Raw genomic sequence first — 20916 nt, forward strand, 5'->3', positions numbered from 1 at the left:
TTAGTAAAATAAAACTACAATGTTTACAGGAATTATTGAAACCCTTGGAAGAATCCACGAAATACAAAAAGACAAAAACAATCTTCATGTTACGGTTGAGTCATCGATCACTAACGAATTAAAAATCGACCAAAGCGTTTCGCATAACGGAATATGCCTTACGGTTGTTGCTATAAAAGATTCACACTATACCGTTACTGCTATTGAAGAAACGATTTTAAAAACCAATATTGGCGACTGGAAAGCTAATGATATCGTAAATCTGGAAAGAGGAATGAAACTTGGCGACCGCCTTGACGGACATATTGTTCAGGGTCATGTAGACCAAACCGGAACATGTACAAAAATTGAAGAAGCAAACGGAAGCTGGAATTACACTTTTGAATATGACCAAACCCTAAACAATATTACAATTGAAAAAGGATCGATTACCGTAAACGGAGTCAGCTTAACAGTTGTAAACTCTAAAACAAACGTGTTTAGCGTTTCAATAATCCCTTATACTTTTGAAAACACCAATTTCAAAGACTTTAAAGTAGGTACTAAAATAAATTTAGAGTTTGATGTTGTTGGAAAATACATTTCAAGACTTTACGCAATAAACAAATAATCCAAAAAAGTTACTGCATAAAAAAGCTTCAGTTTAAACTGAAGCTTTTTTTATTTTGTTTCGGTATATAATTGTCATTCCTAAAATAAATCCTCCTGCTAACAGGTATGGTATATGATCATTAATTGGCAGCCCCGGAGGCGGTATTTCATCATCTTCTTCTGCTGTCGTTGACGCAGATTTAGCCGTTGCAGATGGCGGCGGCGGCGTGTTAGCTAAAAGTACCGACACATTCGATACAATTAAAAAAAATGCTAATAAAATAATTCTTATTATCTTCATAGGTTAAACGTGCTGAGATTCAATAAATAATACTAGGGGCAAATATTTTTATAGAGACACATCACAAAAATGTTATCTACACGGAAATTCTTTCGCAAAAGTATACGATTTTTACAAAAAAACAACTTTAAAATCAATTAAGTGATGTAAAAATAATATACGTAATAGAAAGAGATTCAGATCTAAAAATAACAAAATTCAGATAAAAAACATCAAAATTTCTATTTATTTTCTTCATTTTCTTCACTAGCACAACATATATTAAACTCTGTATTTCAGATATTTATTGCACAAAACTTAAATATTAAATTCAAATTCAGTTTTAATCCAGACTTTTAAATTTCTTAAAAAACACAGCAAGATATTTTTTTCAAAAAAAATGGGGTAAATTTCAATAAGTCAGAAAGAACTGTAGTTTGAAACGCTGAAAAAATATCAAATTCTTTCTTTTTCAAATTCGAAGAACGATCAAATATTTCTGAATTAATATATTTGCATTCAATAAATCCATAACAAAAGATCTTAAGACTTTTTTTGAGTCAAAAACAGCCATTAATAAATGAAAAATAAATATACAGTTGGAAGTTTGTATGCAGGTGTAGGCGGTATATGTTTAGGTTTTGAAAAAGCTGGTTTTGATTTGAAATGGGCTAACGAATTTGACAAAAAAGCCTGCGTTACGTATAGAAACAATTTCAAACACAATCTTATTGAAGGTGATGTGATGGATCTTGACGTGACAACTCTTGATAAAGTAGATGTTTTAACAGGCGGTTTTCCTTGTCAGCCTTTTTCACTGGCTGGTCACCGAAAAGGTTTTGACGACCGAAGAGGAAATCATTTTTTTAAAATTCTGGATTTCATTGACGAAATTAGACCCAAAGTGGTTTTTCTTGAAAATGTCAAAAACCTAAAAGGACACGATAAAGGAAACACATTAAAAGTGATAAAGAGTGAAATAAAAAAACGCAATTATACTTTTGACAGTTCTATTTTAAACACCAAAGATTTTGGAAATACGCCGCATAACAGAGAGCGACTTTTCATGATTGCTTTTGACAAAGACTTCTTAAACAACAAAAGTTTCAAGTTTAAATTCCCCGAAAAGGAACAATTAACAAAGTCTATTAAAGATTTAATTATTACAGAAAAAGTTTCTGATAAATTTTATTATGGCGAAGAGAAGTACATGTACAATAAATTGAAGGAAGCGGTTGTAAATAAAAACCACATCTATCAATTTAGAAGACAATATGTTAGAGAAAATAAATCGGGCTTATGTCCTACTCTAACAGCCAATATGGGAACAGGTGGACACAACGTTCCGATCATTACAACCGATTTTGGCTTTAGAAAACTGACTCCAAGAGAATGTTTTAGACTTCAGGGCTTTCCTGATGATTATAAACTGCCTGCAATTTCCAATTCAAGCTTATACAAACAAGCGGGAAATTCGGTTAGCATGCCGGTTATTCAAAGACTGGCTGAAGAAATTTTTAAGGTTATTGAAAAAGTCGAAGCAAAAGAAAAGAAGAAAGAAAAAGTATAAAATTTCAACTCTTTTTTTCTTCTTTTTTTATTTTTGAAGATTCTATTTCTTCACGGATTTTTGCTACACAACTATCCAATTCTTTTTGAACTTCTTTACTCCAAAACCGAATTACTTTCCATTTTTTTGAAATCAAAAAAGCGTTGACCTCAACATCCCGGTTCATATTCCGTTCGATTTTCGGAATCCAATAGTCACGATTTGATTTAATTCGCAATTGCTGGGTTTCCCAATCTTTGCCGTGAAAAAATTCACTGTCTATAAAAATGGCGATTTTATATTTTGCAAAAGTCAAATCTGGTTTACCGAATACTTTTTTATTGTTTTTTCGATAGCGATAACCTAATTCCCACAAAGCTTTGGCAAGCCTGACTTCTTGCGTAGTTGCCGTGCTTTTTATAGCCTGCATATTTTTTCTCCTTTGTTCGGGAGTTAAATTATCCATCGTTTTGTCAAGATTAAAATTGTCTTTGAAATATAAAATTACTTTATTTTTCTTTTGAAGACCTATTAGATAAATGAATCAAAAGAAATCATACGTTATTTATAAAAAAAACATCTTTAGCAAAAGTTGAAATTTAAAACAAAGAATGTTTTTAGATCTTATAAATCTATACAATAAAAACAGCGAGTGTCATAATATTTGAAAATTAATCAATAGACTGAATTAAAATTGTTGGCCCCGCATCGGCATCCCCTAAAGTAGTGTTTATAGTATTTCCGCCAGTAGTTCTAACACTGACTACTAATGGGGTTGCACCTACAGTTACTATATGAAAAAAAGTAGTTGATCCGGCTTGATGTCCGGTGTTTGCAACTGACTCACAATGTGCCGCAGGAGATATTTTTGTATTGGCAGTATCATTAAACAAAGCGAATCGAATAAATGAACCATTTACGATATCTATCCATCCTACAGCAAAATCTATTCGATAAGTTTTTCCTGCCGGAAGCGTAAAAGTTCGATTAGTAGAATTATAGGCTAATGATATTCCCGATGAAGTTATAGTAGTTCCAAAAGAAACTTTAGCACCTGTTGAATTAGTTATTGTTTGAGATGCCCCTGCAAACAAGCCATAAACTGGTGTGTTATATACATCCTTCATTATACGCAGCCAATTTGTGCCATCCCAATAATAAAACCCTGGTGTAACTGCCGTTGCGCCACTGCTATTTGTGGCTGTATTATAAACAATTGTTCCACTAACCAGAGAACCACCTGCAGGATTTGTTACCGGAGACGCACTATTAGATGCGGTTAATGCAACTCTGGGCATTAAAATACCTTGTGTACTTGAATCTATGTCTAAAACCCCATTTGGTGTTATTGTTCCTATTCCTATCTGAGCATTAAGAAAGTTAAAAAAAAACAGTAAAAACAGTAATATCCTTATTCTCATAATTTATGAATTTAAATTAATACTTGTTTTTATCACAAATAAAAAAACTAATTAAAATGTTTTCGAATTTTTACAACGACTAATTTTCAAATATAAAATAGCCCTTCTGATTCTTCCAAATTTATTCTTTTTTTTAAACTTATTCCTAATTTTCAATAAATTTTAACACTACAAAATCCTTTAAAATTTGACGCAAATAACTATAAAACAAACATTTATAATCTTGCGTGATTATTATGTGTTATCTGGAAATGATTCAACATGAAACCCAAAACCTTAAAGCTGAAATCCTAATTGTATGCTTCATTAATTACAAAATTGAAATAAAAAGAGAAGTAATTTTACTTAAAAACAAAACAACTGCAATTCACCAATTCCTATTGAGCCAAGACTTAGGCATAAAAAAAGCCTCTACATTTCTGTAAAGGCTTTCTATTTCTAAAGAAGTGGTCCCACCTGGGCTCGAACCAGGGACCACCTGATTATGAGTCAGGTGCTCTAACCAGCTGAGCTATAGGACCGGTTTAGAGGATGCAATATTACTACTATTTTTCGTTCACTCCAAATATTTTAAGACATGATTTGCATTTAATTTCAATTCAAAGTCCCAGTTTTAAAAACAAGATTGATTTTCAAGACCTTATTTAAAAACAAAAAGTAATATTTTTTATTTAATTTCCTGACAAAGCTCTACCAAAACGCCATTTGTGTTCTTGGGATGCAGGAAAACTACCAATTTATTGTCGGCGCCTTTCTTCGGAACGTCATTTATCAGCACAAAACCTTCGTTTTTTAATCGGGAAATTTCGGCATGAATATCTTCAACATCAAAAGCGATGTGATGAATTCCTTCTCCTTTCTTTTCCAGAAATTTTGCAATTGGACTTTCTGGGTTTGTCGCCACTAAAAGCTCAATCTTGTTATTCCCGGTTTGAAAAAACGAAGTCAAAACACCTTCGCTTTCTACCGCTTCCATTTTATAAGATGGAACGCCAAGCATTTTTTCGAACAATACATTTGCATCATCCATATTTTTTACCGCGATCCCGATATGTTCTATTTTATTAACCATGACTTTCTATTATTGATTAATGTAAGTATTAAAATAACCGCATTCAGCAATTACATCTTTATAGTATTGAGTATCTGAATAATCCTTTTTTAAAGTTTTAAAACCGTTCCAGGCAATAAAATTAATCTTATCATCTTCAATACTCCACCAGTTTGTAACATTATTGTATTTGTTATTGTAATATTCGTTTCGCTCACATTTCGAAATCAAATAAATACATTTTGCTTTTTGCTCTTTTGTTGTTGCAGCCAGCAATGCTTTTTGATAATACGTTTTAGAAACATCACAATTGGTAATCATTTTTTTCATCGAATCTCTAAACGAATACGGACTTGAACCGTAACCTACAATACTAATTTCATAAAAAGTTCTTCCGTTTCCAAAATGCGAAATATTGTAAAAGGCATTTCCAAGCAATAAACTATTTGTGTAAACATCTTCTTTTTGAGCCAGCTTATCCTGCATTTCTTTTACCGTATTTAGAAAATCAATAAAAGTATATTTTCTTTTTTGATACGCCGCATGATCACAATCGTGACAATCTTTAATACTTCCGTTAAACGGATTCCCTAAAAATTTATAATATTGAACAGAATCTGTTTCCTTCATAAAAGCAATCGCTTCGGGAATTTTATTTTTAAAAGTCGCCTGAACTGCTTGGAAATTGCTAATATCTTTCAATTTCAAACTATAAATTCCTGCCCCAATTTTCTCGATTTCAGTTTTATTTGGCTTTGCTAAAAATGTTTTTATATCCAGAAGATTTTTTTCATTGTCATAAAAAGCATTTCCATCATTCCAATAACTATAGCGAGATTCACCAAAAATCTCCGACATTACCGGATCTGATTTTCCTTTATAAAGTGCCGAAAGATAACTTCTGCTCCACGAAGAAGCATTTTGATAACGAAACTCTCCTTCCTTATACGTTTTAGGAAGTTCATAATACAGCCAGTTTAAATCGGCTAGAATTGTTTTCTCGTTTTTATCCGTCAGTTTGTCAATTTTATTCAAGTTATTTACAAAGCGTAACAAACGAAGCTGCATTCCCGCCAATTCTGTTTTTGGGAGTGTTTTTACCGCTTTATCAAAACTTTTATCAGCATTTGCATAATCGCCTTTTAAAGTCTGCAGATAACCTAAAGATAAATCCCATAAATACGGTCTTGCCGTATTATCTGCTGCCGAAATTTTGGCAATTAAATCAAAAGCACTTTTATCTATTTTAGATTGGTTTTCGGTTTTATTCTCCGCAACTGTTTGGTTTTTCACCGGCTGATTTTCTTCTGCCTTTTGCTGAAATGAATTATTAAGCGCCTGTTCTTGTTTGTTTACCAATCGTGTCGCCAGATAATTTAAATGTTCACTTTTTGGATCTAATTCATAAATCTTTTCAATGGCTTGTTTTTCATCTTTATAAAATCCGTGAATCGCCCAGAGCGTCGCTTTCTCTTTATTGTTTTTTGCCATTGCCAGCGATTTTGTCCAGTCCGCTTCATTTTTTGGATGAAAACTATACGCCGTTACAATTCTCAATTCCGGGCATTTGTCAAAAACCTGTGCGTACAAATAATTGGAAACTGCATATTTTTTCTGCTGATAATTAATTCCGGCAACGTACGAAAGTGCGCGATAATACAATACGTTTTTAGGAACAGAACTTTCGCTTTTATTAAAAAAGTCAATTGCTTTTTGTTTGCTGTTGCTGTAAAAACGGGCTTTCATTGTTAGAAACCAATATCTGTTTTTCAAAAACGGATCGGCAGTTGTATTGTAAACATTTTCGATCGACTGAATCATTTGCGAATCATTAAAAGTTTTAGCCACAACAGGATCGTAACTCCAATAATCTTCACCAATTGAAACCGTTTCTATTTTTTGTGCCAAATACAAAAACTCCACAAAGCTTTTTACTTTTGCGTCTTTCAAGGCCATTTTTTTACCCCATTTTATTGAGGAAGGATTTTGCTTTTTGTTTTTATAAAAAACATGCAAATCTGTAATTTCTTCTTTATTTTTAATCGTATTTTTTTCATCAGAATAATATCTTGGCTTATCATCTCCAATTAAAAAATAATTTACCGTCGTAGTATCAACAACACCTTTTAGATAAGTTGCCCAATCTGATTTTATGTTTTCGTTGAAACGCGAATTGTGTTTGGTATCAAAACCAACTCCGTAAAAAATATCTCCGGCCAAAAACAATGGTGAATACGATTTATCTGCAAAAGTTTCGGGCGTGAAATTAGAATTGTAACCAAAAAAATCCCAATCGTCACCGCCGCCGCAGGCATATAGTATTCCGTAAACCGAAAGTATCGTGACACTAGAAACAAGAAACAACTTGCTCAAAAATATTCTTTTCATAACTTTTTAAATTGAATTCGTCTAAATCGTAAAATATAATTTCTTTTGGGGCTTTCGCTGAGTTTTCGCTTAAATCTTCGGCCATTTCTTTTAAATCTTCGGCTGAAATGGATTCTATTTTCAGGAGATCATTTTCTTCATAATAAACACCATTTTTATAATTTGATTGTCTGGCTTTAAAAAAAATGGAATTGATCTGAACGAAGTTTTTATCCTTTTTGAGTTCACTGAAATTCAGTTTCGAACGAAGTCCAACCACTTTTTGATTCCTAATGTGAACTGCCCACGAATATATGGGCAATGCGTAATCCAAATCAAGCGGATATTTCTTTAAACTCTTTAAATAATTGTCTGAGATTTTTTTGCTGTAAATAGAGTTTAACGAATCTGGCGCAATAGTTCCCATATTGTAAAACATCAAAACGCCATGATCTACATTCGGGATTTTAGTTTTTTTGAAATATTTAACCTGATGAAGCCTTATTGTTGCCGAAAGTTTTTTCTGCGAAAGCTTTTTAATCTGTTCAATAAACTTCAAATAATTGTCTTTACTGTTTAAGGTCCAGTCGCAGTCAATTTGAATTTCAGCATAATTAATTTTATTCTTTTTATTGATTTCTTCAATTAAATGAATCGTCTTTTTAGCCAGATCTTCAATATCAAGATTGGTTTGCAGCATTACTTTATTTTGAATAAAAACCACGGGAACAATTTCAAAATTTTGGATATTTTCCTGAAAATGAATAGGACTTATGGGAATTGGAAACTGCGTTTCAGGATGAAGCCCAATGTCAAAATAACGAACATACAGCTTGTGAACGTCATTATCTTTTAAAACTTCCTTTTCTGTTGAAGAAAACTTCAAATTGGTTTTCCAATAATAAAAAGCAATTATAGGTTTATCATTTTTACTGCAGGCAGAAAACAAAACAACCATTACAACCAAAAAAAATCTTTTTATCAAAACCGGAGGAAATTATATTTGAACTCAAAAGTAAGAAATTATAGGCTATTGTTTATTTCATATTCAAAAAAAGAAGTAAATCTAAAAGCTGTAAATCCTAATAAATGGCCAAAAAATTTCAATTAAAGCAAATATAATTGTTATTTTGTGCAATCAAATTTAAAAACCGCTATGTTTAAAAGCAAACTCAAATACATTTCATTTTTATTGGTATTATTAATGATGAGCTGCGCCAAAAGAGGCAGTATAACTGGCGGATTAAAAGATACTTTGGCTCCTGTTTTGGTTTCGAGTGTTCCTAAAAATTTCAGTACTGATTTTAAAGGAAACGAAATTACATTGGTTTTTGATGAATATGTAAAGTTGAAAAACCTCAACAAACAGCTTGTTATTTCACCTCCAATGAAAAATGAGCCGTTGATTTATCCAACTGGCGTCAGTAAATTTTTAAACATAAAAATTAAAGATACTTTACAACCCAACACAACGTATAGCTTTAATTTTGGACAAAGTATTACTGATAATAACGAAGGAAATGCGATAAACCAGTTTAAATATGTTTTTTCGACGGGACCTTATATTGATTCCCTAAAACTTAGAGGAAGCATTAAGGATTCTTATGAAAAAAAGGTAGATAATTTTGTTTCTGTAATGTTGTATGAAGCAAATGACAAATACAAAGATTCTGTTATTTACAAAGATTTTCCGCGTTACGTTACCAATACTTTAGACAGTTTAAGAACTTTTGAATTTGAAAATTTAAAAGCCGGAAAATATCTTTTGGTTGCTTTAAAAGATAAATCAAGCAATAATAAATACAACCCAAAAGATGATAAAATTGGGTTTATCAAACATTTTATTACGGTACCAAATGATACTGTTTTTGATTTGGAATTATTCAAGGAAACACTTCCGCTAAAGGCTGTAAAACCAATTCAGGCATCAGGAAACAGATTGCTTTTACCTTATGAAGGAAAACAAAATTTCAAGATCAACAAACCAACCATTGTCCTTAAAAACAATGACCAGATTCTTGAAACTATTGTAACGCAGTTTCCTAAAAAAGATTCGCTTCAGGTTTGGTATAAACCTTTAAAAGCTGATTCTTTATCGTTAGAAGTTAGTCGTGATACATATAAAAAGAGGTTTACTTTTAGGGTAAAAGACCAGAAAAAGGATACTTTAAATATTAAAGCGGTTCAAAACGGAATTATTAATTTTAGAGAAAGATTTACTTTAGAAACTGAAACGCCTTTAGTGAAGTTCGATAAATCAAAAATTAAATTAGTTAACAAAGATTCGACAGCTGTTGATTTTACTACAGAATACGATGAATTTAATCAGAAGCTGTATGTTGATTTCAAGAAAGAACCTCTGGAAAAATACAATTTTACGTTTTTCCCGGGTGCGCTGACTGATTTCTATGAAAAAACAAATGATACTTTATTGTATAAACTAACCACAAAAGAGGCTGCCGATTACGGAAACTTAGTTTTAAATTTGAAAAATATAAAACGTTTCCCTATCATTGTTGAAATAACAAACAAAAAAGGCGATGAAGTTTTGGCCAGCGAATATTCTGAAGGAAGTACTAAAATTGAATTCAATTTATTAGTACCAACTCAATTTACGGTCAGGATTATTTATGACGATAATAAAAACAAAATGTACGATGCCGGAAGTTTCCTTGATAAACGATATGCCGAAGAAGTTTTTTATTATCAGCAAGAAGTCGATGTCCGCAGCAATTGGGATGTCGATCAAAGCATCGACTTAAATATTCCGTTTAGTCCTGAAATAGAGAAAAAAGAAGACGCAAAAAAGAAGAAAAAAGAGGAAAAGCAGCGAAAAGCTTTCTAAGTTTTAATCTCAAAAATATCTTTGTCGCTTAAAAAGTCGAGTTTTTTTCGGGTTTCCAGCATTTCATTTTTATCTAAATCAACCACAAAAACACCTTCTGTTTCTTGTGGTTCTAAAATGTAATTTCCTAAAAAGTCAACAACCTGCGAATGTCCGATATGTTCGTAGTTATTGGAGTCAAGCCCAATTCGGTTTACACCCACAACATAACTTAGGTTTTCAATCGCACGCGCTTTAAGTAAGGCGTCCCAAGCGTTGGTGCGCACTTTTGGCCAGTTGGCAACGTATAAAAGTAAATCGTAGTTTTCGACATTTCGCACAAAAACCGGAAAACGTAAGTCATAACAAACCTGCAGGCAGATTTTCCATCCTAAATAATCAACAATTGCTTTGTGAATTCCTGCAGTATAAAATTTATCTTCTCCGGCTAGCGTAAATAAATGACGCTTGTCATAATATTGAATGTCTCCCGACGGAAAAACAAATAACATTCTATTATAATAATTACCATTTTTGGTAATGACCACACTTCCCGTCACGGCGCTATTTTTTTCTTTCGCAATAAATTTCATCCACAAAACAGTTTCCCCTTCCATCGTTTCGGCAACTGCCGAAGGATTCATAGTAAATCCTGTCGAAAACATTTCTGGCAAAACAATCAAATTGACCTGCTGATCGATCTGTTTTATTTTCGATTCAAAGTTTTTTCTGTTTGCAGAAGCTTCTTCCCAAACCAGTTCTGATTGAATAAGTGCGATTTTCATTTTTCAAAAATACGAATTTTCAGCCAAAATTATTTTTTTAATGAAAAAGCTCATTTTGCAAAATTTTCTCAGAACACCTTTAAAAATCAAATGTTTTTAAGATTAAAAAAATACTTGAATAAATTTTATTGCAAAAAAAATGCAGTTATTGCAAAAAAAACGCAAATATTTGAAATTAATCTATATATTTGATTTGCCAATAAAAAACCAAAAGAAAAACATGAAAACCAAACTATTATGAAAACAAAGCTTATTTCATTAGTGTTTATTGGAGGAATCATCTTCTCCACAAACGCCAAAGAGGTTGCAATAAAAAAGCATCTTTTTGAACAACAAAGCAATCAAGTTGAAATTTCAGGCCAGATTTTAGGTCAGGATGATGGAATGCCAATTGCCGGAGCTACAATTTATGCCGAGAGCAATAATAAAATAGCAGCAATATCTGATGAAAACGGAAAATTCAAATTAAAAGTTCCAGAAAACGAAGTTCATATTATTATAAGTTACATGGGCTATGAAACTTTATCATTTGCCTTACTCAAAACGTCAGATTTAACGATTCGATTAAAACCTGCCGAAAATGTTCTGGAACAAGTTTTAGTTACCGCATTGGGAGTTAAAAAAAGCAGTAAATCTGTTGCCTACGCTGTTACTGAATTAAAAGGAACAGAATTTACAAAAGCGAAAGAAACTAATATTTCGAATGCATTGGTTGGAAAAATTGCCGGAGTAAACGTGAGCAGTACCTCAACCGGAGCAAATGGATCAACGAGAGTTGTAATTCGTGGAAACGGATCTTTGAACGGAAATAACCAGCCGATGTATGTAGTTAACGATTTACCAATTGATAATACACAGCTTAATTTACCGGGAATTGGAAACGGTGCCGGTTCAACGAGAATAAATGTGGACCGTGGTGACGGAACTTCTGTTATCAATGCCGATGATATTAAAACGATTACGGTTTTAAAAGGTGGAACGGCTGCCGCGCTTTATGGTGCAAATGCTGCAAACGGTGTAATTTTGATTCAAACGAAAAGAGGTTCTGCTCAAAAAGGAATTGGTGTTGAATATAATTCTTCATTTACATTCGAAACACCTTCGATTATTCCTGACTGGCAGTATGAATATGGTTCTGGAGCAAATGGAAAAAAACCAACCACGCAGGCAGAAGCTGTTGCAGCCGGACGCTGGTCTTGGGGAGCTAAAATTGACGGAAGCAACGTAATTCAGTTTGATGGTGTTTCAAGACCTTATGTTGCACAAAAAAATAACATTAAAAATTTCTACGAAACAGGAACGACATTCATTAACTCCCTTGCTTTATCTGGAGGAAATGAAAAAGCTACAGGCCGTCTTTCGTTCTCGAATATGGATAACCAAAGTGTGGTTCCAAATTCTGATTTTAACCGAAAAAGCATCAACATTGCGAGTAATGTAAACTTAACAAACTGGCTAAAATTTGATGTTGTAGCACAATATAATTTAGAAAAATCCAACAACAGAGTAACGGTTTCTGATGCGGAGGCAAATCCAAACTGGGGGACTTACATGATTGGTAATACTGTTGACATTCGAAATCTTGCCCCAGGTTATGATGAAAATGGAGTTGAAGAAGCATGGAATCCTGTTGCTGTTGCAACAAACCCTTATTTTGTTGTCAATAAAATTAAAAACAAAGACACTAAAAATCGTTTCATTGGGATGTTGAATGTAAAAGTAAATTTTACTCCTGAATTATTCCTTCAAGGTAGAATTGGACAAGATTATACCGATTATGATTTCTTCGGATACATTCCAAAAACAACTTTAAACAATCCGGTTGGATATGCGCAAGGTTCTAAAATGAAATTATCTAATATAAATTCTGAAGCAATTCTTAATTACACCAAAAAGAATTTTTATAATGATTTCTCTTTAAATGCTTTAGTTGGAGTTAACTCTCGTACTACATTGAGAGACGAAACCAGAGTTGAAGGTTCAAATTTTGTATTAGATGATTTTTACGCTTTAAGTAATTTATCAACTTTGGCTTATAGCTATCCTTACGGAAAAACTAAAACCAACTCGGTTTACGGCGCTGCCGATTTTGATTATAAAAACATTGTGTTTTTAAATGTAACAGGCCGTCAAGATTGGTTTTCTACCCTTTCAAAAGAAAACAATACCGTATTTTATTCTTCTGTTGGAACAAGTATAATTGTTTCGGATATTATAACACTGCCGGAATTTGTTTCGTTTGCTAAACTAAGAAGTTCATGGGCAGAAGTGGGAGGCGCAACGCCAGATCCTTATGCATTGAACCAATCGTACTCAATGATTCAGGGCGGACACAACGGTCAGCAGGTTCAGGGGCCAACAAGTTCAAGAGTTCCAAACGCGACTTTAAGTCCGTTGACTTCTACAACATTTGAAATTGGAACAGATTTAGGATTTTTCAACAATCGTTTAAATCTTGATTTTGCTTGGTACAACCGTGCTACTACAAATGATATTGTCGAAACTACAATTTCTACAGCTTCCGGAGCTAATACAGCTTTATTGAATTTAGGAAAAATGAGAAACAGAGGGGTTGAGTTTTTAGTAAGCGGTAAAATTATCAATTCTGATAAGTTCTCCTGGGACGCAAGTTTCAACGGATCTTACAATGAAAACAAAGTTGAAGCACTTACAGATCAGTTAAACTCAATTACAATGGCAACTTCTGTAAACGGATATGTAACGATTACAAGTGACGTTGGGCGTCCGTACAGTATTATAAAAGGGTACAGACCTCGTAAAGATGCTAACGGAAATACGGTTTATAATGTAAGCGGCGGATCTGCAACTATTGCACAAGGCCCACTTGAAGAATTAGGTCAGGGAGTTCATCCTTGGGCTGCGGGACTTACCAACGAATTCAAATACAAAAACATTTCATTGAGCTTTTTAATCGACGGGAAGTTTGGCGGAAGTTTATATTCTGGAACAAACTTATACGGAACTCGTATGGGATTGACAAAACTGACGCTTGAAGGTCGTGAAAGCGGGTTGCCAATTAAAGGCGTTGATGTTAACGGGAATCCGGTTGATATGGTAATTGCTCCGGAAAACCTAAGAACGTATTATGACGGTTTAAGAAATATTTCTTCTGAATTTGTTTATGATGCCAGTTTCATCAAATTAAGACAAGTAATTCTGGGTTACGATTTACCTATTGAAAAAATAAAAGGATTATCAAAACTTCAGGGCGCTTCTGTCTCATTTGTGGCGAGAAACTTATTTATCCTTTACAAGAAAACGCCAAACGTAGATCCTGAATCTGTATTTAGTGCCGGAAATGCTCAGGGTGTAGAACAATTTGGAGTACCAAAAACAAGAAGTTTCGGTTTAAACTTAAATGTCAAATTTTAAGCTTGCTTTATTTCTAATAATTAAATTAAAAGACATGAAAAAGATAACCCTATTATATATCGCAGGCTTGCTTTTAGGAAGCATGACAGCTTGTAACGATGATTTTGATGAAATCAATACCAACCCAAATTCAGTTGATAAACCAAATCCGAATTTTGTTTTCAGTAAAGCACAGCTTGACGGATTAAACAATAATTATTTCTTCACCAATATTCTGGAATGCGGCGGATTACTGCAGCATTACGCAACATACAAAGAAGCTTCTGGTGTGGGAGATAAATATTTAAGCAACGAAGTTTATTTTTCTGCTTATTTCAATCAGGCCTATCCATTGGCTTTAAACGAAACTGAAATTGTAATAAATGAGGTAAAAAACAATCCAAACGATAGCAACAAATTGAATATTGCGAGAATTTGGAAAGTGTATTTATATCATAAATTGACCGATTTATATGGAGATATTCCGTACTCTGAAGCTGCAAAAGCAAATACGACACAGATTTTCCTTCCAAAATACGATACTCAGGAATTTATCTATAAAGATTTATTAAAAGAATTGGATGAAGCTGCTGCTGCGTTAGATCCTGCAAAACCAAGTTTTGGAAAATCTGATTTTATTTATGACGGAGATGTTGCCAAATGGAAAAAGTTCTCTTACTCGTTAATGCTTCGTTTAGGATTACGATTAACAAAAGTTGATGCTGCATTGGCACAAACCTGGGTAACAAAAGCAATTGCCGGCGGTGTAATTTTAAACGGAACAGATAACGCCATCATGAAATATACAGACGGACCAAATGATTTTAATAGAAATCCGGTTGGTTTCGATTCGAGAAAACAAGATTTTACAGCGGGTTCTTACGGTACAAAAAATGTGGAGGGCGGAAAATTAGCTAAAACATTTATCGATTTATTACAATCAACTGCCGATCCTAGAATTAGTGTTTATGCCGGTGTTTGGCAGGGAACAACTCAAAATACCGCGCTTGCCGTTCAAAAAGGTTTCCCTAACGGAACTAAAATTGCCCCAACTCCTACTGAACAAGCAACGTATTCTGAACCTAACCAAAGTACGGTTTTTAAATACGATGCACCGCTTGTTTTAATCAGCAATGCCGAAACCAATTTATATTTAGCCGAAGCCGCTGCAAGAGGATGGTATGCTGCATCTGATAAAGATTTATATGAAAAAGGGGTGCAGGCTTCTTTCTTAAACATGGGAATCTACGGAGCTGGATATGCGATTCCAGATGCAGCGCCATATTTAACAGCAAATCCATACAATGCAGCAGGAACTTTTGCAGAGAAAATGAATAAAATTCATACGCAGATTTATGTGGCTTTATTTGTAGACGAGCAGGAAATTTATGCCAACTGGAGAAGAACAGGGTATCCTGTTTTAGTTCCTGTAAATTTTCCGGGTAACGTTACAAACGGCACAATACCAAGACGTTTCAAATATCCAACCAGCGAATATTCAGTGAATTCAACTAACTTAGCAGAAGCGGTTAAACGTCAGGGTGAAGACGCTTTTACAACAAAAATCTGGTGGGATAAATAAACGAATCAAGAATTGAAAAAATGTGCCTTTAGGCACTTAATATTGGTAGTCATATAGGTTTCAAATTCGTTGGCGTGCCGTAGGTACGCAACATACAATGACTATTGCGTACCTACGGCACGCTGGATATTCTAATTAATGTTTTCTACCGATATTAAGTGCCTAACGGCACAAATTAAAATAAAAAACACAAAAAGATAAATGAGCATTTTAATTCTTACGGCATGCATTGCGTTTTTAATCATACAAATAGCTTGGCTTAAAATCAATCCGTTTATTGCCTTTATCATAACAGCTTTATTAGCAGGCCTGTTTTTAGGCCTGCCAATAAGCACTTTGTCACAAACCGTTCAAAAAGGGCTGGGCGAAATGTTAGGATCTATTACGCTGATTATTGTTTTCGGAACCTGTATTGGTAAACTTACCGTTTCATCAGGCGCCGCCAATGTTATTGCCAAAACAGTCATGGGATGGACGGGCAGAAAATACGTTCGACTCGGCTTAATGATTACCGGGTTTATTGTTGGGATACCTCTATTTTATAGTGTTGGATTTGTTTTGTTAGTACCACTAATCTTTTCAGTAGCCCATCAATTTAAACTGTCAAAAGTATATCTGGGAATTCCAATGCTGGCGTCGCTTTCAGTAGCACACGGTTTTTTGCCCCCGCATCCGTCACCAATGGCTTTGAGCAGTATTTTAAATGCTGATATTGGACTTGTTTTAGTTTACGGAATTATAATTGCGATTCCGACTATTTTTATTGCGGGTTTATTATTTTCTAATTTACTTAAAAACATCAAAACCGAATCGGATCATGAAATTTTGAATGTCGAAGAAGTCGTAAACCACGGTAAACTTCCGAGTTTCTCGCTTAGTTTATTTTCGGCTTTATTTCCGGTTTTTGGTTTGACTATAACTTCCATATTACCCTTAATTTCAACTAATGAAACGCTGAATGAAATTTGCAAAACAGTAGGAGAACCAAGTATGATTATGCTTATTTCTTTATTGCTCTGCACCTACACTTTAGGGATTAGAATGAACCGAAGCATCACATCGGTAATGGACGATTATGCAGTCGCTATAAAAGATGTCGCTTTGATTGTTTTAATCGTTGGCGGTGCGGGAGGCTTGAAAGAAGTTATGATCGTTAGCGGTGTAAACGAAACTATAATTGCAGCCTTAACACAAATAAACATTCATCCATTTTTATTGGCCTGGATGATGGCGGCGATTATTCGCGTTTGTGTAGGTTCTGCAACCGCAGCCGGATTAATGACTGCGAGCGTTTTATTACCTTTGTTACAAACTGCTGGTCTCGATCCCAATCTGTTAGTTTTATCTGTTGGAGCAGGAAGCTTAATGTGCTCGCATGTAAACGATCCAAGTTTTTGGATGTTCAAAGAATATTTTAATATCAGCCTGAAAGACACGTTCAAATCATGGACGGTTATGGAATCTTTAGTCTCTGTTTTAGGAATTGTTTTCGTATTTATTTTAAACTCAATTATACATTAATATCATGAATTTATTACCACAAGAAAAATTTGAAACCCTTGGCCTTTCATTACCGCCAGCACCTCAACCTCTTGGTATATATAAACCTTATTTAGTCGACGGAAAATACTTGTATCTTTCTGGTCACGGTCCTGTTCGCGACGATAAATCCTTAATCATTGGCCGAATTGGCAATGATATGGATATCGAAGAAGGAAAACTAGCCGCAAGACAAGTCGGCTTAACCATGCTTTCGACAATTGTAACCAATTTTGGAAGCCTGAATAAAGTAAAACGAGTTATAAAAGTTTTAGGAATGGTGAATTGCAATGGTGATTTCCTAAGACATCCTTATGTAATAAACGGCTGCAGTGAATTGTTTGCTGAAGTTTGGGGACAGGAAAACGGAATTGGAGTAAGAAGCGCCGTAGGAATGGGTTCTTTACCAGACAATATTCCTGTTGAAGTTGAAGCTGTTTTCGAATTATTCTAAAAAATAGGCCACAGACGATAACGATTAAAGAGCAATCTGAATTGGTTAAGGAAATACTTTGATTCTAAGTCTGTGGTTATGTAAAAAAATATAGGCCACAGATTACACAGATTAAAAGGATTATTTTTTTTCGCCACGAATTACACGAATTTTCACGAATTACTTTTTTTACTTCAAGCATATAAAAATTAGTGCAAATTCGTGTAATTCGTAGCAAAAAGATTTAATCACTATCCAAAAAAAAATCATTTTAATCTGTATAATCTGTGGCAAAAAAAACAAAACCATGAATACAATTACCTCACAAGCAAGAATAGCAACATTTGGAGAATTATTACTTCGGATGAATGTTGCCAATGGAAACCGGTTTACACAGGCAGATGAAATAAAAATTCATGTGGGCGGTGCCGAAGCCAATGTTTGTGTTTTACTTTCTCAACTCGGAATCCAAACCGATTATATTACCCGATTGCCCGAAAATGATTTGGCACAACTGGCTTTAAACGAACTTCAGAAATACAAAGTAAATACTTCAAAATGTGTTTATGGCGGAGAGCGTTTGGGCTTATATTTTGTTGAATCCGGAAATCAAATCAGACAATCGCAGGTTATTTACGACCGAAGCAATTCGTCTTTTGCAACCATTCAAAAAGATCAAATTAACTGGAATAAAGTTTTAGAAGATGTTACGCATTTTCATTGGTCAGGAATAAGTCCGGGAGTTTCTAATGAAGCTGGTTTAGCCTGCAAAGAAGCGATTTTGGCAGCGCATAAAAAAGGGTTGCCAATTTCTTCTGATTTTAATTACAGATCGAAATTATGGCAGTACGGAAAACATCCGTCGGAAATTATGCCAGATTTATTACAATACAGCACCATAACCGTTGCTGACTTGGATGCGATTGAAATTTATTTCGGAATCAAAACCGACAAAAATGAATCTGATGAAAACCGTTTTCAAAAAACATTTGAATTATTAAAAGCAAAAATGCCTTTTCTAAAAACTCTCGCAATGAGTTTTAGAAAATCAGATGGACCAGCTCATTTGTATAAAGGTTTATTGATACATGAAGGCAATTTTTACCAAACGCCAGAACACAAAATACATGTTGTAACCGACCAAATTGGCTCTGGAGATGCGTTCAACGCCGGATTATTATATGGATTATCCAACAAATTATCCGGACAGGAATGCATTGAATGGGCAACAGCCTGCGGCGTAATCAAACAAAGCATTCACGGAGATTTTGCCATAAGCAATCTCAACGAAATAAGTCATTTTATTAAAAACGGCTCAAGTAATAGAATTAATAGATAAATAAAGAATATGTACAGCATTTTAAAAACGCAAGGTGTACTTCCGTTAGTAACCCAAATCAACATTGAAACAGCCCAAATAGTATTGCAATCAGCGGCTGATGCTGGCATAAAAATTATCGAGTTTGCTGCTCGCGCCAATGATGCAAAAGAAGTTTTCACCCAAATGACAGCCTTTAAAAAAGCAAATAATCTGGATGTTAAAATAGCCGTTGGCTCTATTTTGTCTGTTGATGAAGCAGCAATATACCATCAATTAGGAGCAGACTGCATTGTTTGTCCGCATACTGATCCGGAAATTGGAGCGTATTGCCTTAAGAATAATATTTACTGGATTCCCGGGGCTGCTACTTTAAATGAAATATTACACGCCAATAAATTAGGTGCCGAGGTTGTAAAACTTTTTCCGGCAGATAAAATCGGTGGTCCCGGATATGTAAAAGCGATACGAGCGCCTTTCCCTAGTTTAAAAATAATGCCAACCGGAGGTGTAACGCTCGAAGAAAGTAATTTAAAATCGTGGTTTAAATCTGGAGTTGTCTGCGTGGGAATTGGTTCTAATTTATTTTCGAAAGAAATGCTTTTGAATTTAAATTATGAGCAGGCATTGCAGGCTTTTCAAAATTTAATCGAAGTTGTAGAAAAAACAAGAAACTAAATTATGCAGGAAAATTGGTGGAAAATTAAATCTGATATCAACATTGATACGCCATTTTTAGCCGCTTACGAAGATCGTATCCGGTTTAATCTTGAACGCCTTATTGGTTCAGTAAATGGTGACACACAAAAATTAAGGCCTCATATTAAAACCCATAAAATTGGCGAAATTTTGGAGTTGTTTAAAATTTACAACATCAAAAAAATAAAATGCGCCACAATTGCCGAAGCTGAACTAGGAGCAATTCACGAAATTCCGGATGTTCTTCTTGCCTATCAACCCATTGGAATTAAAAAAGAAAGATGGATTTCGCTGATTCAAAAATATCCTGATACTTCTTTTTCGACTATTGTTGACAATCTGGATTCGGCGAAAGCCTTAAATGAAATTGCTAAAGAAAATGATTTAGAACTGAATGTTTATCTGGATTTAAATACGGGAATGAACAGAACCGGATTTTCAATTTCAGAAGACTGGACGGCTTTAATCGATAAAATTATTAAATTAAAAAACCTTCATTTTGAAGGAATCCATATTTACGACGGCCATTTAAAAGGCAGTGCCGAAGAAAGAACGAATACGGCTTCAAGCTCATTTTCTGAAATAAAAGAAAAAACAGAAGCAATCGAACAAAAATTGGGTTACGAATTAAAAATTGTTGCCGGCGGTTCTAATACATTTCCGTTTTATGCCACGCAGGAAAACGTAGAATGCAGTCCGGGAACATTTGTTTTTTGGGATTCTAATTATCAGATTCATCTGCCCGAACAAAAATTCAAACCTGCTTTAGTTATCGTTGGAACTATAATTTCAAAACCAACAAATGCAACACTTTGTATTGATATTGGCTACAAAGCGGTTGCTTCAGAAAATCCAATTGATAAACGATTAGTGATTTTAAATGATGAAAATCTAATCCCAACAGCACATTCTGAAGAACATTTGATTTTAGAAAATAAAGGAAAAAACGAGTATAAAATTGGCGACACTATTTATGCACTTCCTTATCATGTATGCCCTACCTGCGCTCTTTATGATGCTGTTCAGGTTGTAAATAAAGGACATCAAATTTGTGATCAATGGAAGGTTGCCGCCCGAAGCAGAGAAATTAATATATAAAATTTAA

The 20916-nt window shown here is 34.1% G+C and carries 17 protein-coding genes and 1 tRNA gene; 10 read left to right on the top strand and 8 right to left on the bottom strand.

What is annotated here, in order from left to right:
• Positions 1-19: 19 nt before the first annotated feature.
• Positions 20-610, top strand: coding sequence for a riboflavin synthase (locus tag BUE10_RS12450; protein WP_073485526.1), 591 nt, complete (start codon positions 20-22; stop codon positions 608-610).
• Positions 611-643: 33 nt separating this feature from the next.
• Here the strand turns inward: BUE10_RS12450 and BUE10_RS12455 are convergent, their stop codons facing one another.
• Positions 644-892, bottom strand: a complete 249-nt coding sequence (locus tag BUE10_RS12455) for a hypothetical protein (RefSeq protein WP_073485528.1) — start codon at positions 890-892, stop codon at positions 644-646.
• A gap of 559 nt (positions 893-1451) precedes the next feature.
• On the opposite strand from BUE10_RS12455, the gene dcm reads away from it, so the two are divergent.
• The gene (dcm, locus tag BUE10_RS12460) at positions 1452-2441 is read left to right on the top strand and encodes a DNA (cytosine-5-)-methyltransferase (protein ID WP_073485530.1); all 990 of its coding nucleotides are present in this window, start codon (positions 1452-1454) and stop codon (positions 2439-2441) included.
• Between the two features lie 4 nt (positions 2442-2445).
• Here the strand turns inward: dcm and BUE10_RS12465 are convergent, their stop codons facing one another.
• The 6 genes from BUE10_RS12465 to BUE10_RS12495 all read right to left on the bottom strand — a co-directional run bounded on the left by BUE10_RS12465 (position 2446) and on the right by BUE10_RS12495 (position 8244).
• Positions 2446-2886, bottom strand: coding sequence for a very short patch repair endonuclease (locus tag BUE10_RS12465; RefSeq protein WP_073485531.1), 441 nt, complete (start codon positions 2884-2886; stop codon positions 2446-2448).
• Between the two features lie 205 nt (positions 2887-3091).
• On the bottom strand, positions 3092-3841 hold the full coding sequence (locus tag BUE10_RS12470) for a hypothetical protein (protein WP_073485533.1): 750 nt from the start codon (positions 3839-3841) through the stop codon (positions 3092-3094).
• 447 nt (positions 3842-4288) lie between these two features.
• Positions 4289-4362 (bottom strand) — tRNA-Ile (locus BUE10_RS12480).
• Between the two features lie 146 nt (positions 4363-4508).
• On the bottom strand, positions 4509-4913 hold the full coding sequence (gene mce, locus BUE10_RS12485) for a methylmalonyl-CoA epimerase (RefSeq protein ID WP_073485537.1): 405 nt from the start codon (positions 4911-4913) through the stop codon (positions 4509-4511).
• A gap of 9 nt (positions 4914-4922) precedes the next feature.
• Positions 4923-7280 carry a hypothetical protein gene (locus BUE10_RS12490; protein WP_073485539.1) on the bottom strand — a complete coding sequence of 786 codons (2358 nt, stop codon included), beginning with the start codon at positions 7278-7280 and terminating at the stop codon, positions 4923-4925.
• The gene (locus BUE10_RS12495) at positions 7240-8244 is read right to left on the bottom strand and encodes a hypothetical protein (protein ID WP_083598072.1); all 1005 of its coding nucleotides are present in this window, start codon (positions 8242-8244) and stop codon (positions 7240-7242) included. Before BUE10_RS12495 ends, BUE10_RS12490 begins: the two co-directional genes overlap by 41 nt.
• A gap of 171 nt (positions 8245-8415) precedes the next feature.
• Between BUE10_RS12495 and BUE10_RS12500 the strand changes: the two genes are divergently transcribed.
• Positions 8416-10104 (top strand): Ig-like domain-containing domain, encoded by a 1689-nt coding sequence (locus tag BUE10_RS12500; protein ID WP_073485540.1) that lies wholly within the window; start codon positions 8416-8418, stop codon positions 10102-10104.
• Here the strand turns inward: BUE10_RS12500 and BUE10_RS12505 are convergent.
• Positions 10101-10868 (bottom strand): amidohydrolase, encoded by a 768-nt coding sequence (locus BUE10_RS12505; protein WP_073485542.1) that lies wholly within the window; start codon positions 10866-10868, stop codon positions 10101-10103. The genes BUE10_RS12500 and BUE10_RS12505 overlap by 4 nt on opposite strands.
• A 237-nt stretch (positions 10869-11105) precedes the next feature.
• On the opposite strand from BUE10_RS12505, the gene BUE10_RS12515 reads away from it, so the two are divergent.
• The 7 genes from BUE10_RS12515 (at position 11106) to BUE10_RS12545 (ending at position 20909) form a co-directional block, all read left to right on the top strand.
• Positions 11106-14261 carry a SusC/RagA family TonB-linked outer membrane protein gene (locus BUE10_RS12515; RefSeq protein ID WP_073485545.1) on the top strand — a complete coding sequence of 1052 codons (3156 nt, stop codon included), beginning with the start codon at positions 11106-11108 and terminating at the stop codon, positions 14259-14261.
• A 34-nt stretch (positions 14262-14295) separates the two neighbouring features.
• A complete protein-coding gene (locus BUE10_RS12520; RefSeq protein ID WP_073486119.1) occupies positions 14296-15822 on the top strand; it encodes a SusD/RagB family nutrient-binding outer membrane lipoprotein in 1527 nt (508 codons plus the stop codon).
• Positions 15823-16023: 201 nt separating this feature from the next.
• Complete coding sequence (locus BUE10_RS12525; protein WP_073485547.1) at positions 16024-17343, top strand: GntP family permease; 1320 nt, start codon at positions 16024-16026, stop codon at positions 17341-17343.
• A gap of 4 nt (positions 17344-17347) precedes the next feature.
• Entirely contained in the window at positions 17348-17815 is a 468-nt protein-coding gene (locus tag BUE10_RS12530) for a RidA family protein (RefSeq protein WP_073485549.1), read from the top strand.
• Positions 17816-18101: 286 nt separating this feature from the next.
• The gene (locus tag BUE10_RS12535; protein ID WP_073485551.1) at positions 18102-19133 is read left to right on the top strand and encodes a sugar kinase; all 1032 of its coding nucleotides are present in this window, start codon (positions 18102-18104) and stop codon (positions 19131-19133) included.
• A 9-nt stretch (positions 19134-19142) separates the two neighbouring features.
• Positions 19143-19790 (top strand): beta/alpha barrel domain-containing protein, encoded by a 648-nt coding sequence (locus BUE10_RS12540; protein ID WP_053473323.1) that lies wholly within the window; start codon positions 19143-19145, stop codon positions 19788-19790.
• A gap of 3 nt (positions 19791-19793) precedes the next feature.
• Entirely contained in the window at positions 19794-20909 is a 1116-nt protein-coding gene (locus BUE10_RS12545; RefSeq protein WP_073485553.1) for a D-TA family PLP-dependent enzyme, read from the top strand.
• Positions 20910-20916 lie beyond the last annotated feature (7 nt).

The sequence above is a fragment of the Flavobacterium sp. CF108 genome (assembly GCF_900129795.1).
Classification (GTDB): domain Bacteria; phylum Bacteroidota; class Bacteroidia; order Flavobacteriales; family Flavobacteriaceae; genus Flavobacterium.

Bases quoted from the DNA above. Each gene is read 5' to 3' on its own strand.
- BUE10_RS12450 (WP_073485526.1), top strand. From the start codon at position 20: ATGTTTACAGGAATTATTGAAACCCTTGGAAGAATCCACGAAATACAA.
- BUE10_RS12455 (WP_073485528.1), bottom strand. From the start codon at position 892: ATGAAGATAATAAGAATTATTTTATTAGCATTTTTTTTAATTGTATCG.
- dcm (WP_073485530.1), top strand. From the start codon at position 1,452: ATGAAAAATAAATATACAGTTGGAAGTTTGTATGCAGGTGTAGGCGGT.
- BUE10_RS12465 (WP_073485531.1), bottom strand. From the start codon at position 2,886: ATGGATAATTTAACTCCCGAACAAAGGAGAAAAAATATGCAGGCTATA.
- BUE10_RS12470 (WP_073485533.1), bottom strand. From the start codon at position 3,841: ATGAGAATAAGGATATTACTGTTTTTACTGTTTTTTTTTAACTTTCTT.
- mce (WP_073485537.1), bottom strand. From the start codon at position 4,913: ATGGTTAATAAAATAGAACATATCGGGATCGCGGTAAAAAATATGGAT.
- BUE10_RS12490 (WP_073485539.1), bottom strand. From the start codon at position 7,280: ATGAAAAGAATATTTTTGAGCAAGTTGTTTCTTGTTTCTAGTGTCACG.
- BUE10_RS12500 (WP_073485540.1), top strand. From the start codon at position 8,416: ATGTTTAAAAGCAAACTCAAATACATTTCATTTTTATTGGTATTATTA.
- BUE10_RS12505 (WP_073485542.1), bottom strand. From the start codon at position 10,868: ATGAAAATCGCACTTATTCAATCAGAACTGGTTTGGGAAGAAGCTTCT.
- BUE10_RS12515 (WP_073485545.1), top strand. From the start codon at position 11,106: ATGAAAACAAAGCTTATTTCATTAGTGTTTATTGGAGGAATCATCTTC.
- BUE10_RS12520 (WP_073486119.1), top strand. From the start codon at position 14,296: ATGAAAAAGATAACCCTATTATATATCGCAGGCTTGCTTTTAGGAAGC.
- BUE10_RS12525 (WP_073485547.1), top strand. From the start codon at position 16,024: ATGAGCATTTTAATTCTTACGGCATGCATTGCGTTTTTAATCATACAA.
- BUE10_RS12530 (WP_073485549.1), top strand. From the start codon at position 17,348: ATGAATTTATTACCACAAGAAAAATTTGAAACCCTTGGCCTTTCATTA.
- BUE10_RS12535 (WP_073485551.1), top strand. From the start codon at position 18,102: ATGAATACAATTACCTCACAAGCAAGAATAGCAACATTTGGAGAATTA.
- BUE10_RS12540 (WP_053473323.1), top strand. From the start codon at position 19,143: ATGTACAGCATTTTAAAAACGCAAGGTGTACTTCCGTTAGTAACCCAA.
- BUE10_RS12545 (WP_073485553.1), top strand. From the start codon at position 19,794: ATGCAGGAAAATTGGTGGAAAATTAAATCTGATATCAACATTGATACG.